The sequence below is a fragment of the Pseudomonas sp. HS6-2 genome (assembly GCF_049325675.2).
GTDB lineage: Bacteria > Pseudomonadota > Gammaproteobacteria > Pseudomonadales > Pseudomonadaceae > Aquipseudomonas > Aquipseudomonas putida_N.
The window spans coordinates 5,322,553-5,336,551 of record NZ_CM143906.1; the positions used below are offsets into that span (position 1 = coordinate 5,322,553).

Annotated in this window: 11 protein-coding genes; 5 read left to right on the forward strand and 6 right to left on the reverse strand. The window is 63.8% G+C overall.

Annotated features, from left to right (window positions below; all coding sequences use genetic code 11):
• Together cydB and ACOKS3_RS24910 are read right to left on the reverse strand one after the other, a co-directional pair.
• Complete coding sequence (gene cydB, locus ACOKS3_RS24905; RefSeq protein WP_079226526.1) at nucleotides 1-1,008, reverse strand: cytochrome d ubiquinol oxidase subunit II; 1,008 nt, start codon at nucleotides 1,006-1,008, stop codon at nucleotides 1-3.
• Between the two features lie 3 nt (nucleotides 1,009-1,011).
• Nucleotides 1,012-2,448 carry a cytochrome ubiquinol oxidase subunit I gene (locus tag ACOKS3_RS24910; protein WP_103449017.1) on the reverse strand — a complete coding sequence of 479 codons (1,437 nt, stop codon included), beginning with the start codon at nucleotides 2,446-2,448 and terminating at the stop codon, nucleotides 1,012-1,014.
• 346 nt (nucleotides 2,449-2,794) lie between these two features.
• Here ACOKS3_RS24910 and ACOKS3_RS24915 point away from each other — a divergent pair, with 346 nt between their 5' ends.
• The 3 genes from ACOKS3_RS24915 (at nucleotide 2,795) to trmA (ending at nucleotide 6,583) form a co-directional block, all read left to right on the forward strand.
• Nucleotides 2,795-4,015 carry an MFS transporter gene (locus tag ACOKS3_RS24915; RefSeq protein ID WP_463581458.1) on the forward strand — a complete coding sequence of 407 codons (1,221 nt, stop codon included), beginning with the start codon at nucleotides 2,795-2,797 and terminating at the stop codon, nucleotides 4,013-4,015.
• 190 nt (nucleotides 4,016-4,205) lie between these two features.
• On the forward strand, nucleotides 4,206-5,501 hold the full coding sequence (locus tag ACOKS3_RS24920; RefSeq protein WP_422763714.1) for an NCS2 family permease: 1,296 nt from the start codon (nucleotides 4,206-4,208) through the stop codon (nucleotides 5,499-5,501).
• On the forward strand, nucleotides 5,498-6,583 hold the full coding sequence (trmA, locus tag ACOKS3_RS24925) for a tRNA (uridine(54)-C5)-methyltransferase TrmA (protein ID WP_422763713.1): 1,086 nt from the start codon (nucleotides 5,498-5,500) through the stop codon (nucleotides 6,581-6,583). Before ACOKS3_RS24920 ends, trmA begins: the two co-directional genes overlap by 4 nt.
• A gap of 98 nt (nucleotides 6,584-6,681) precedes the next feature.
• Here the strand turns inward: trmA and pcaG are convergent, their stop codons facing one another.
• Nucleotides 6,682-7,287, reverse strand: coding sequence for a protocatechuate 3,4-dioxygenase subunit alpha (gene pcaG / locus ACOKS3_RS24930; protein WP_422763712.1), 606 nt, complete (start codon nucleotides 7,285-7,287; stop codon nucleotides 6,682-6,684).
• Nucleotides 7,288-7,297: 10 nt separating this feature from the next.
• Entirely contained in the window at nucleotides 7,298-8,017 is a 720-nt protein-coding gene (pcaH, locus tag ACOKS3_RS24935) for a protocatechuate 3,4-dioxygenase subunit beta (protein WP_103449008.1), read from the reverse strand.
• Nucleotides 8,018-8,205: 188 nt separating this feature from the next.
• Between pcaH and ypfJ the strand changes: the two genes are divergently transcribed.
• Nucleotides 8,206-9,096 carry a KPN_02809 family neutral zinc metallopeptidase gene (gene ypfJ, locus ACOKS3_RS24940; RefSeq protein ID WP_103448997.1) on the forward strand — a complete coding sequence of 297 codons (891 nt, stop codon included), beginning with the start codon at nucleotides 8,206-8,208 and terminating at the stop codon, nucleotides 9,094-9,096.
• Between the two features lie 197 nt (nucleotides 9,097-9,293).
• Nucleotides 9,294-11,213 (forward strand): HAMP domain-containing methyl-accepting chemotaxis protein, encoded by a 1,920-nt coding sequence (locus ACOKS3_RS24945; RefSeq protein ID WP_422763711.1) that lies wholly within the window; start codon nucleotides 9,294-9,296, stop codon nucleotides 11,211-11,213.
• A 102-nt stretch (nucleotides 11,214-11,315) separates the two neighbouring features.
• Here ACOKS3_RS24945 and ggt read toward each other — a convergent pair whose 3' ends face one another.
• Together ggt and ACOKS3_RS24955 are read right to left on the reverse strand one after the other, a co-directional pair.
• On the reverse strand, nucleotides 11,316-12,983 hold the full coding sequence (gene ggt / locus ACOKS3_RS24950; RefSeq protein WP_103448994.1) for a gamma-glutamyltransferase: 1,668 nt from the start codon (nucleotides 12,981-12,983) through the stop codon (nucleotides 11,316-11,318).
• Nucleotides 12,984-13,100: 117 nt separating this feature from the next.
• Entirely contained in the window at nucleotides 13,101-13,997 is an 897-nt protein-coding gene (locus ACOKS3_RS24955; protein WP_103448992.1) for a LysR family transcriptional regulator, read from the reverse strand.
• Nucleotides 13,998-13,999: the final 2 nt, after the last annotated feature.

Genomic DNA, 13,999 nt, shown 5'->3' on the forward strand with positions numbered 1-13,999 from the left:
CTAGTGATAGCCGTCTTCATGGGTCACCTTGCCGCGGAACACGTAGTAGCTCCAGAAGGTGTACATGAGGATGAACGGCAGGATGAACAACGTGCCCACCAGCATGAAGCCCTGGCTCTGCGGCGGCGCTGCGGCATCCCAGATCGAGATCGACGGCGGGATGATGTTCGGCCACAGGCTGATGCCCAGCCCGCTGTAGCCCAGGAATATCAACACCAGGGTGAGCAGGAACGGCGTGTAGTGGGCATTGCGCGCCACCGCCTTGAGCAAGCCGTAGAAGGTCACCAGTACCAGCAGCGGCACCGGCATGAACCAGAACAGGTTGGGCATGCTGAACCAGCGATCGGCAATCTGCGGGTAGGCGATCGGGGTCCACAGGCTGACGATGCCGATCACCGCCAGCAGCACCAGCGCCAGCGGTCGGGCGAGGTCGTGCATCTTCAATTGCAGGTCGCCCTCGGTCTTCATGATCAGCCAGGTACAGCCCAGCAGGGTGTAGGCGACGATCAGCCCAAGGCCGCAGAACAGGCTGAACGGCGTCAACCAGTCGAGGGTGCCACCGGCGAAGTGCCGGTCGACCACCTTGAAGCCTTCAAGGAAGGCGCCCAGCGCCACGCCCTGGAAGAAGGTGGCAACCAGCGAACCGCCGATGAACGCCTTGTCCCACACATGACGCTTGTCGGCCTTGGCCTTGAAGCGGAACTCGAAGGCCACGCCACGGAAGATCAGGCCGATCAGCATCAGGATCAGCGGCAGGTACAGCGCTTCGAGCACCACCGCGTAGGCCATCGGGAACGCCCCGAACAGCCCGGCACCGCCCAGCACCAACCAGGTTTCGTTGCCGTCCCAGACGGGCGCAACGGTATTCATCATCACATCGCGGTCACGCTCGCCCTTGACGAAGGGGAAGAGCATGCCGATGCCCAAGTCGAAACCATCCATCACCACGTACATCATGACGCCGAAGATGATGATCACGGCCCAGATCAGCGGAAGGTCGATACCCATGGCTCAGTTCCCCTTGCTCAGGCTGGCAGACTCGGCCTCATGGCCATCATCGGCGGCGGACAGCGGCCGCGCCGGCGTGCGTTGGGTGCCAGGGCCACCGGGGTTGTGTTCATCACCCTCGCCGGTCTGCGGGCCTTTGCGCACCAGGCGCATCATGTAGCCAAGGCCGGTACCGAACAGGGCGAAGTACACCACCACGAATGCCACCAGGGTGAAGCCGAGCTGTGCATAACTGTGGTTGGACACGCCATCGGCGGTGCGCATCAGGCCATACACCACCCACGGCTGGCGGCCGATTTCGGTGGTGAACCACCCGGCGAGCAGCGCGATCAGCCCGGACGGGCCCATCCACAGGGCCAGGTACAGGAACGGCCGCGAGGTGTAGAGGGTGCCGCGCTTGCGCAGCCACAGGCTCCACAGGCCGACGAAGATCATCAGGAAGCCGAGCCCGACCATGATTCGGAATGACCAGAACACGATGGTCGAGTTGGGCCGATCCTCAGGCGGGAACTCCTTCATCGCCGGCACCTGCTTGTCCAGGCTGTGGGTCAGGATCAGGCTGCCGAGCGCCGGGATTTCGACCTTGAACCGGGTGGTTTCGGCCTTCATGTCGGGGATGCCGAACAGGATCAGCGGGGTCGGCTCACCGGGCACGTTCTCCCAGTGGCCTTCGATCGCGGCGATCTTCACCGGCTGATGCTTGAGCGTGTTGAGGCCATGGAAATCACCGATTACCGCCTGGATCGGGGCAACGACCAGAGCCATCCACATGGCCATCGACAGCATCTTGCGCACCGCCGGGTTGTCACGCCCACGCAGCAGGTGCCAGGCGGCCGACGCACCGACGAAGAACGCCGTGGACACGAACGCAGCAGTGGCCATGTGCATCAGGCGATAGGGGAACGACGGGTTGAACACCACCGCGAACCAGTCCACCGGCACCACCCGGCCATCGATGATCTCGTGGCCCTGAGGGGTCTGCATCCAGCTGTTGGAGGCCAGAATCCAGAAGGTCGAGACCAGGGTGCCGAGCGCGACCATCACCGTGGAAAAGAAGTGCAGGCCACGGCCAACGCGGTTCCAGCCAAACAGCATGACGCCCAGGAAACCCGCCTCAAGGAAGAAGGCGGTGAGCACTTCATAGGTCAGCAACGGGCCGGTAATGGCGCCGGCAAAGTCGGAGAAGCGGCTCCAGTTGGTGCCGAACTGGTAGGCCATGACCAGGCCGGAGACCACGCCCATGCCGAAGTTGACGGCGAAGATCTTCGACCAGAAGTGGTAGAGGTCACGGTAAACCTGGTTGTGGGTCCGCAGCCAGAGGCCTTCGAGGACCGCCAGGTAGCTCGCCAGGCCAATGGTGATGGCCGGGAACAGGATGTGGAACGACACGGTAAAGGCAAACTGCATTCGGGCGAGTTCTAAGGCCTCTATTCCGAACATGGTGCTTCCTCTTCAGATAATCCGGCGTCCGGGCTTGTGGCCCCGTCGCCCACTGCCCCCACGGTAGTCGAGTGCGGCACATTGGAATTGTTCTGTTCGATCGCAGGGATTCCGGCCCAAGGGCCAATTCGTTAGATCTGGAACAATTGATCCAGATCAACGACTGTTAGGAAGCATAGTCCCGAATGGCCCGCTGGGCCGTGTGGTTGATTGCCGCGTGACCCGTTGCCCCACCCTCTTTCACGCCACGTGAAAAAGTGCCGACCATGGCAAACAGTAACTGTTTGTTACAAACAGATGATACGCTGCGGGCCCCTCTACTGCGCCGAGGCCAACAGGTTTTCCGATGTCCGAATCCGCACCGCAGTTGTTGCGTCATCACCGCCCTTTCATCGCCTTCTGGCTGGCCCGGGTGTTCACCGCCAGCGGCTTCCAGATGCTCACCGTGGCCATTGGCTGGCACCTCTACCAGCTGACCGGCAATGTGCTCGACCTGGGCCTGGTGGGCCTGGTCGAATTCGCCCCCCGGGTACTGTTCATGTTGCACACCGGGCACGTCGCCGACCGCTATGACCGGCGCAAGGTCGCGGCGCTGTGCCAGAGCTTGCAGGGGCTGATCGCCCTGGCGCTGGCCGTGGGCAGCGCCACCGACAACGTCAGCCGCGAGCTGATCTTCGTCCTGGCTTTCCTGCTCGGCGCCACCCGCTCGTTCGAAATGCCAGCGACTCAGGCACTGCTGCCCAATGTGGTGCCGCCGGGGCTGTTCCCGCGGGCGGTGGCGGCCTCGGCTTCGGCGACCCAGGCGGGCACCATCGTCGCCCCGGCCGTGGGCGGGTTCCTGTACGCCTTCGGCAGCACCTGGGTGTACGGCCCGACCGTCGCCCTGTACGCCATCGCCTGCCTGTTGATGCTCAGCCTCGACTCGCGCCAGCAGGTGCCTCAGCGTGGCCGCGCCAGTCTCGAATCGCTGATGGCCGGCATCCGCTTCATCCGCAGCCGGCCCGACATCCTCGGGGCCATCTCGCTGGACTTGTTTGCCGTGCTGCTGGGTGGCGCCACCGCCCTGCTGCCGGTGTTCGCCAAGGACATCCTGCTTACCGGCCCATGGGGCCTGGGCCTGCTGCGCTCGGCGCCGGCGGTCGGGGCATTGCTGATGTCGCTGTGGCTGGCGCGTTTCCCGGTCGAGCGCAAGGTCGGCCGCACCATGTTCACCGCCGTCGGCCTGTTTGGCGTGGCAACCATCGCCTTCGGCCTGTCGACCTCGTTCTGGTTCTCGCTGGCGGTGCTGGTGGTGCTCGGCGCGGCGGACATGATCAGCATGGTGATCCGCGGTGCCTTCGTGCAGTTGGAGACGCCGGACGAGATGCGTGGCCGGGTGAGCGCGGTGAACGGGTTGTTCATCGGTGCCTCGAACCAGTTGGGCGAGTTCGAGTCCGGGGTAACGGCGCACTGGTTTGGCACGGTGCCGGCGGTGGTGCTGGGCGGCGTGGGCACGCTGGTGGTGACCGGGGTGTGGATAAAGTTGTTCCCTACACTGGCCAAGCGGGACCGCTTGCACAACGGCTGATTGCTCGCCTGCCTCGCGAAAAGGCCGGCACAGACTACCCATTCCCCAACGGCGATAGGCCCCCGCCGAGCATGCTGGTATGATGCGCGGCTTTTTTCCGCCCCACACAAAAGCACGGCATCCGCTACGGTCTGTGCTTTGCTGATGGGGTCGATACATTCACGGCGCGAGGGCGCCCTGGGGAGCGGGCATGCTGGAAAGGCTGTTTCAACTAAAAGCACACAACACCAACGTGCGCACCGAGATTCTTGCGGGCGTCACCACCTTCCTGGCCATGGCCTACATCCTGTTCGTCAACCCGAGCATCCTCGGCGAGACCGGCATGGACAAAGGTGCGATTTTCGTCGCCACCTGCCTGGCCGCCGCCATCGGCTCGACCACCATGGGCCTGATTGCCAACTACCCGATCGCTCTGGCGCCGGGCATGGGCCTGAACGCGTTCTTCACCTACACGGTAGTCCTGCACATGGGCCACACCTGGCAGGTGGCCCTGGGCGCGGTGTTCCTCTCCGCAGTGATGTTCTTCCTGCTGTCGATCTTCCGCATCCGCGAATGGATCGTGAACAGCATCCCGCTGCCGCTGCGTTCGGCGATTGCTGCAGGTATCGGCCTGTTCCTGGCACTCATCGCTCTGCATAACGCCGGCATCGTCGTCGATAACCCGGCGACCCTGGTGGGCCTTGGTGACCTCAAGCAGCCGGCGCCGATCCTCGCCACCCTAGGCTTCTTCCTGATCGTTGGCCTTGAGTCGCTCAAAGTTCGTGGCGCAGTGCTGATCGGCATTCTGGCCGTGACCATCGCCTCGATCCTGATGGGCGTGACACCGTTCGGCGGTGTGGTCTCGATGCCGCCGTCGCTGGCGCCGACCTTCCTCCAGCTGGACATCAAGGGCGCCCTCGACGTCGGCCTGGTCAGCGTGATCTTCGCCTTCCTGTTCGTCGACCTGTTCGACAACTCCGGCACCCTGATCGGCGTGGCCAAGCGCGCCGGCCTGATGGGCAAGGACGGCCACATGCCGAAGATGGGCCGTGCCCTGATCGCCGACAGCACCGCCGCCATGGCCGGTTCGCTGCTGGGCACCTCGACCACCACCAGCTACATCGAATCCGCTGCTGGCGTAAGCGCCGGTGGCCGTACTGGTTTGACCGCCATCGTGGTCGCCATCCTGTTCCTGCTGGCGCTGTTCTTCGCCCCACTGGCCGGTAGCGTGCCGGCCTTTGCCACCGCCCCGGCACTGCTGTTCGTCGCCGTGCTGATGGCCTCGGGCCTGGCGGAAATCAACTGGGACGACGTCACCGAGGCCGCACCGGTGGTGGTGACCGCCCTGGCCATGCCGCTGACTTACTCGATCGCCAATGGCATCGCCTTCGGCTTCATCTCCTGGACCGCCGTCAAGCTGATCTCTGGCCGCCACCGCGACCTGAACCCGGCTCTGGTGATCCTTTCCATCCTGTTCGTCATCAAGCTGGGCTGGTTCAACGCATGAGTGCTGTCTTCGATCCTTCCGCCTACGACACCCAGCTCGAGGGCAAAGTCGCCCGCTTGCGCGAGCTGCTGGCGCCCTTCGGCGCGCCCGAACCGGCCGTTTTCGACTCGCCGCGCGAGCACTACCGCCTGCGCGCCGAGTTCCGCCTGTGGCGCGAGGATGGCCAGCGCCACTACGCGATGTTCGCCCCGGGCGACAAGCACAAGGCGATCCTGATCGACGACTTCCCCATCGCCAGCCAGCGCATCAATGAGCTGATGCCGCGCTTGAAGGCCGCTTGGCAGGCCAGCGAGGAACTGGGCAATCGCCTGTTCCAGGTGGAGTTCCTCACCACCCTCGCCGGCGATGCCATGGTCACGATGTGCTACCACCGCCCGCTGGACGAGGCCTGGGAAGTGGCTGCGCGCCAGCTCGCCACCGATCTTGGCGTGAGCGTGATCGGCCGCTCGAAGGGCAAGCGCCTGGTGATCGGCCGCGACTATGCGGTGGAAAAGCTCGATGTCGCCGGTCGGGTCTTCAGCTACCGCCAGCCGGAAGGCGCGTTCACCCAGCCCAACGGCGCGGTGAACCAGAAGATGCTGAGCTGGGCGTTCGAGGCCATCGGCGAACGTGAGGACGACCTGCTGGAGCTGTATTGCGGCAACGGCAACTTCACCCTGCCGCTGGCCACCCGCGTGCGCCAGGTGCTGGCAACCGAAATCAGCAAGACCTCGGTCAATGCCGCGCTGAGCAACCTCGACGAGAACGCTGTGGATAACGTGCGGCTGGTGCGCCTGTCGGCGGAAGAGCTGACCCAGGCGCTGAACGAGGTGCGGCCGTTCCGCCGGCTGGAAGGGATCGACCTGAAGAGCTATGACTTCGGCACCGTGTTTGTCGACCCTCCGCGTGCGGGGATGGACCCGGATACTTGCGAGCTGACCCGGCGCTTCGAGCGGATCCTATACATCTCGTGCAACCCGGAGACGCTGGCGGCGAACATTGCCCAGTTGCAGGACACGCACCGCATCGAGCGTTGTGCGTTGTTCGACCAGTTCCCCTATACCCACCACATGGAAAGCGGCGTGCTGATGGTTCGCCGTTGAAGCATTCGCGGGACAAGCCCTCTCCTACAGGTATTGCACGGTCTCTGTAGGAGCGGGCTTGCCCCGCGAATGGGCCGCAAAGCGGCCCCAGGCTTCACTCAGAAGTCGAAGAAGACCGTCTCCCCTTCCCCCTGAATACGGATATCGAAACGATATGCCGTCTTCCCATCTACCTCGCAACGCTTGGCAATCAAGGTCTCGCGACGCTGCGGCTGCTCGATCAGGTTGAGCACCGGGCACTTGGCATTGGCCTCGGGCTCGTCATCGAAGTACAGGCGCGTATGCAGGTGGATGTTGATCCCCCGGGCAAACAGGCTGATGTTGATATGCGGCGCCATCGGCACGCCTGCGGCATTGTTCACCACACCCGGCTTGACCGTGTGCGCGGTCCACTCGCCGGCATCGAAGGTGGTGGCGGTGCGGCCGAAGCTGTTGAAGGCGTTTTCCAGGTTGTAGGCGTCCTGGTACTGGCCATTGGCGTCGGCCTGCCACAGCTCAAGGAACGAGTCACGCACCAGGTGGCCGTTGCCGTCATATACGTGGCCGATCAGCAGGATGTGCTCACCCGCAGCCTCGGGCTTGGCCAGGCGGTTCCAGATTTCCTGGTCGCGGGTCGGGTTGCCGGCGGCTTCCAGGGCCAGGCCGATGTGCACGTAGGGGCCGGCGGTCTGCGAGGGGGTTTCCGGCAGCAGTTCGATTGGCATGGCGGGGTCCTCAGCAGTTTTCGAAGTGGGTCTTGCGCTGGCCGCGCAGCACGATGTCGAAGCGGTACGCCAGGCAGTCCATCGGGTTGGCGTTGCTCATGTCGAGCTTGGCGATCAACTGCTGTACGGCTTCGGGGTTGGCGATCGACTTGACGATCGGGCACATCGGAATCAGTGGGTCACCTTCGAAATACAGCTGGGTGATCAACTTGGTGGCGATCGACGGGCCGCTGATGCCGAAGTGGATGTGCGCCGGGCGCCAGTCATTCGGGCCGTTGCGCCATGGGTACGGGCCCGGCTTGATGGTGCGGAAGCTGTAGTAGCCGTCGCGGTCGGTCAGACAGCGGCCGACGCCACCGAAATTCGGGTCCAGCGGCGCCAGGTAACGGTCGTTCTTGTGGCGATAGCGGCCGCCGGCGTTGGCTTGCCACATTTCCACCAGGGTGTTCGGCACAGGCTTGCCGTACTGGTCGACGATGCGGCCGGCAACGATGATGCGCTCGCCGATCGGCAGGCCACCGTTGTTGAAGTTCAGCAGCAGGTCATGGTCGTGGGCACCAAAGCCCAGGTGGGAAAAGTCCGGGCCGGTGGTTTCGCTGATCGACTGTGGGATGCTGACCAGTGCCTGGCGCGGCGAGCGGGCAATGGAAGTCTTGTAGTCGGGCGTCAGGGCCTTGGGGTGCCAGTTGCGATCACGGATCACGAAGCGGCTGTTGTCCTGGGCGGGCATGCCGGATTCCTCTCTTGGAATTATGAAAACGCCTGTACACGGCAGGCGGACTTGCAGTTTCAGATAGGTCGCGCGGGATGAATATTGAAATCAGCCGCCCATTGCATAACCAAACGGTTATGTATTAGTCGCTTTGGCTGGGCTGATCTAATCTTTATCCCCATGTTTCACGCTCTGGAGAGCACTTCATGGAATGGCGAAAAGGCCGGCGCAGCGACAACGTGGTCGATGCGCGCGGCGAAGGTGGTGGCGGCGGCATGCGCTTTGGCGGCGGCAAGGGGCTGGGGCTTGGCGCGGTGCTGCTGATTGTCGGCATCGGCTGGCTGACCGGCCAGGACCCATTGCAGATCCTTGGCCAGCTCGCCGGGCAGATGGACCAACAGCAACAGCAGGCAGCGCCAAATGGTGCCGGCGGCAAGGCACCGCCGGCCAATGACGAACAGGCGCAGTTCGTCGCCTCGATCCTGGGTGACACGGAAGACACCTGGAAAGCCTTGTTCGCCCAGGCTGGCAAGCAATACCGCGACCCCAAGCTGGTACTGTTCAGCGGCCAGGTGAATTCGGCCTGCGGTTTCGCTTCCGCAGCGGTCGGGCCGTTCTACTGCCCGGCGGATCAGCGGGTCTACCTGGACATGTCGTTCTTCCGCGAGATGGAAACCCGCTTCGCTGCGGCCGGCGATTTCGCCCAGGCCTACGTGATCGCCCACGAGATCGGCCACCACGTGCAGACCTTGCTGGGGGTGTCGGCCAAGGTCGATGCCGCGCGGCGCAGCGGCCAGCGCATGGAAGGCGACAATGGCCTGCTGGTGCGCCAGGAACTGCAGGCTGACTGCCTGGCCGGGGTGTGGGCGTATCAGGCGCAGAAGCGGCTGAACTGGCTGGAGCCCGGCGATGTCGAGGAGGCCCTGAACGCGGCCAATGCCATTGGTGATGACCGGCTGCAACAGCGGGGCCAGGGGCGCGTAGTGCCCGACTCGTTCACCCATGGCACCTCGGCGCAGCGGGTGCGCTGGTTCAAGGCTGGGTTTGCCCAGGGTAATGTGAACAGCTGCGATACCTTCAGCGCGCGTAGCCTTTGAAATTGCACGGGGCCGCAAAGCGGCCCCTTCGATCTACAAAAAGCAAACGTTTTCACATAGTTACAAATCAGCTGAAAAAGCGATTCAGCTTTCCAATCGTCGTGCCGATAACACCTGCACGAATCAGCGGGCCCCCAGAACAACAACACCCTGCGATCGATGATCAAGTGAGCGAATGAATTTTCTGGAGAGCGTGCATGAACAGCTGGTTCGCCAATATCAGCGTCAACCTCAAACTCGGCCTGGGCTTCGGCCTGGTGCTGTTTCTAACCGGCCTGCTGGCCCTGACTGGCTGGACCAGCCTGGGCAGCCTGATCGACCGCAGCAACTGGATGGGCGACATCGGCCAGCTCAACAAGGACCTGACCGACCTGCGCATCTCGCGCCTGCAGTACATGATCGCCAACGGCGATGACACCGCCGCTGCCAATACCCAGGCCAAGCTCGACGCTTTCAGCAAGCAGCAGCAATACCTGGTCACCACCTTCACCAGCCCGGCCAACGTCGCGCTGCTCAAGGAGCTGGGACAGACCATCAGCGAGTACAAGGTGTCGCTGAACAAGATGCGCGCCGGCTACAAGAGCTCGCTGGCCGCCCGTGATGCGATGAACGTGTCGGCGGCCAAGGCCGATGAGGCCATGGAGTCGCTCAGCCAGGACGTCATGTCCCGCCCCGAGGCCGACAGCGTGCGCCTGGCCCAGTACCAGCTGATCAGCAAGGCGCGCCAGCAGCTGCTGCAGGTGCGCATCGATGTGCGCGGCTACATTGCCGACAACACCGCCGCCAACGAACAGGCCGCCCTGCGCCAGCTGGACGGTACGTTGGCCGACATCGGCAACCTCAAGCGCCAGCTGCCCGCTGAAGCCACCCGCGTGCAGCAGTTCGAACAGTCGGTGCAAGCCTATCGCGATGCCGTGCGCCAATTCCGCGATGCGGTCGCCGACATCACCGTTGCCCGCGCGGAAATGACCGTGCAGGGTGCCGACATCGTCAAGCGCAGCGACGCGCTGTACAAGATCCAGCTGGAACGCCGTGACGCCGAAAGTGCTCAGGCGCGCAGCCTGCAGACCATCGCCACGCTGCTGGCGCTGCTGGCTGGCGTCATCGCCGCCGTAGTCATCACCCGCCAGATCACCCGCCCGCTGCGCGATACCTTGCAAGCCGTGGAACGCATCGCCGGTGGCGACCTGACCCACGACCTGCGCGTCACCCGCCGCGACGAAATCGGCGTGCTGCAGCAAGGCATCGCGCGCATGGGCACCACCCTGCGCGAGCTGATCAGCGGTATCCGTGACGGCGTTACCCAGATCGCCAGCGCCGCTGAAGAGCTGTCGGCGGTGACCGAGCAGACCAGCGCCGGCGCCAACAGCCAGAAGGTCGAGACTGACCAAGTGGCCACCGCCATGCACGAAATGGCCGCCACCGTTCAGGAAGTGGCGCGCAACGCCGAACAGGCCTCGCACGCGGCCACAGGTGCCGACGACGAGGCCCGTGCCGGAGATCGCGTGGTGGGCGAGGCAATCAGCCAGATCGAACGCCTGGCCGAAGAAGTGCACCGCTCCACCGAGGCCATGAACCTGCTGCAGCAGGAAAGCCAGAAGATCGGCAGCGTGATGGACGTGATCAAGTCGGTGGCCGAGCAGACCAATCTGTTGGCGCTCAACGCTGCGATCGAAGCGGCCCGTGCCGGTGAAGCCGGCCGTGGTTTCGCCGTGGTCGCCGATGAAGTGCGTGGCCTGGCACAGCGCACGCAGAAGTCCACCGAAGAGATCGAAGAGCTGGTGGCCAGCCTGCAGCACGGTACCCAGCAGGTGGCCAATGCCATGCAGGGCAGCCGCACATTGACCGACAGCAGTGTCGAGCTGGCGCGCAAGGCCGGTGCCTCGCTGGAGAACATCACCGGCACGGTTTCGAGTATTCAGTCGATGAACCAGCAGATCGCGGCGGCGGCCGAGCAGCAGAGCGCGGTGGCTGAAGAGATCAGCCGCAGCATCCTGAATGTGCGGGATGTGTCCGAGCAGACTGCAGCGGCCAGTGATGAAACGGCAGCGTCCAGCGTCGAGCTGGCGCGCCTGGGTGGTCACTTGCAGATGCTGGTCAGCCAGTTCCGCGTCTGACCTCAATATTACTTTCGCGGGACAAGCCCACTCCTACAGGTACACGCCAGACCTGTAGGAGCGGGCTTGCCCCGCGAATGCGTCAGCACTGCCTATGCAGAGCTACTTGACGATCATCCCCACCCCACGCCCACGCGGATCCGAAGCGGTCTCAAGCTGCGCCCCGTTCACGCGGATCGCCTGGATATCGCCCATCTCCCAGCCCTGATCCTCCAGCACATAACCCATCTTCTTCAGCTCTTCAGCCACCGGCCCGGTCAGCGGCGCGTAGCTGTCGAAATAGATGGTGTCCTTGGGCAGCAACTGATGGTGCACTCGCTGCGCCGCCACGGCCTTCTCCAGCGGCATGCCATAGTCGTACAGGTTGTTCATCACCTGGAAGATCGAGGTAAAGATCCGCGAGCCACCCGGGGTACCGATCACTAGTTCGACCTTGCCATCACGGGTCATCAGGCTCGGGCTCATCGACGACAGCATGCGCTTGCCCGGCTCGATGGCGTTAGCGTCACCGCCGACCACACCAAAGGCATTGGCGGCGCCAGGCTTGGCGCTGAAGTCGTCCATCTCGTCGTTGAGCAGGAAGCCCGCGCCCTTGACCACTACGCCGCTGCCGTAATCGAGGTTGAGGGTGTAGGTGTTGCTGACGGCGTTGCCCTGCTTGTCGACGATCGAGAAGTGCGTGGTCTGGTGCGGTTCCAGGCCCGGCTTGACCTTGTCGGTCTCGGAGATGGCTTTCGGGTTGACCTGCGCGGCACGCTTGGCCAGGTAGTCCTTGGCCACCAGCTGGTCGACCGGCACCTTGGTGAACGCCGGGTCGCCAAGGTAATCGGCACGGTCGGCGAACACGCGTTTTTCAATCTCCGAAAGCAGGTGGATGTACTGCGCCGAGTTGTGCGCCACACCCTTGAAGTCGGCCGCGCGGTCTTCCTTGATGCCCAGCAACTGGGCCAGGGCCACGCCACCGGAGCTTGGGGGTGGCGCGGTGTAGACCACATTGCCGCGCCAGCTGATGGCGATCGGTTCGCGCCACACGGCCTTGTAGTCCTTCAGGTCTTCCTTGGTGACCAAGCCCTTGTCGGCCTGCATCTGCGCCACCAGCAGGTCGGCGGTCTTGCCTTGGTAGAACTCGCTCACCCCCTTGTCGGCAATGCGTTCGAGTGTCTGGGCCATTTCCGGCTGTTTGAACAGCTCACCGACTTTCATGTTGCCGAAGTAATCGTTGAAGTTGGTCGCGGTCTTGAACATGCCCTGGGCATCATTGCGGTACTGGTACTGCTTCTCGGCGACCTTGAAGCCGTTTTTCGCATAACCGATGGCCGGGGTCAGCAACTCGCTCCAGGGCAGCTTGCCGAACTTCTGGTGGGCTTCCCACAGCCCCATCACCGTGCCAGGCACGCCTGCGGCGCGCACGCCGACCAGGCTCAGGTTCTCGATAACCTCGCCCTTGTCATCCAGGTACATGTTGCGCGTGGCGGCCTTGGGCGCCACTTCGCGGTAGTCGAGGAAGTACGGCTTGCCGTCGACGAACAGGGTCATGAAGCCACCGCCGCCGATGTTGCCCGCCTCGGGGTAGGTCACCGCCAGGGTGAAGGCAGTGGCCACCGCCGCATCCACCGCGTTGCCGCCCTTCTTGAGAATGTCGGCGGCTACCTGTGCACCATATTGATCGGGCGCGGCGACAGCGCCGCCTTCCAACGTGGCGGCGAAAGTCGAGGAACAGCTCAGGAGCGCGGCTGTCAGAGCCAGGCACTGGAACGGGACAATACGCATGACACTTCCTTGGTGTTGTTTTTGTTGAGCAGTCAGTAAGGCCGAAGCGCTCTGACTGTGCAATCAACCGTAGGAAGTTTCGCCGCCTGTGGACAGGATCTGTCGCGTTCAGGCAACTCAGCAGGCGTACATCGCCAGTTTGCGCTGGATGAAATCGAGGAAGCACTGGATACGCAGGGCCAGCTGCGTGTTGCGGTAGTACACCGCGTGGATCGGCTGGCGGTAGCCGTTATTGGCGTCGCTCAGCAGCACTTTGAGGCGACCGGCGCGGATGTCTTCGTGGGTCATGAAGTGCGACAGGGCGACGATGCCCTCCCCGGCCAGCGCCAGCTGGCGCAGGGTCTCGCCGCTGGAGGCGATCAGCGCCGGGCGAATGCTCCAACGGTCACCCTGGGCGTGGCGCAACGGCCACTGGTTGAGCGACTCGGGCTGGCTGAAGCCGAGCAGAGCGTGGCTGTTCAGGTCTTCGACCTTTTCCGGCGTGCCGTGTTGTTCCAGGTACTCCGGGCTCGCCAGTACCTGAACCGGGCTGCAGCCGAGCGAACGGGCATGCAGGCTGGAGTCGGCGAGGTCACCGATGCGGATGGCCACATCGGTGCTCTGTTCCAGCAGATCGATGATCAGGTCGTCGGTGTTCAGTTCCAGCTCGATGGCCGGGTATTGGCGACGGAATTCGCCGATCCACGGCAGGATGGCATGCAGCATGAACGGTGCGGCGGCATTGATGCGCAGGCGCCCGGAGGGCGTCTGGCGGTTCATCGACAGATGCTCCTCCATCTCGTCCATCTGTTCCAGCACCCGGCGCGCGCGTTCAAGAAAGAAGCGGCCCTCTTCGGTCAGGTCCATGCGCCGGGTAGTGCGATTGACCAGGGTGGTGCCGAGCTTGGTCTCCAGGCGTGACAGCGTGCGGCTGACGGCCGACGGGGTCTGGCCCATCTGCTCGGCGGCGGCGGAGATCGAGCCGCAGTCGATGACGGCGACGAATACCTGGAGTTCTTCGGATCGGGTTTTCACTT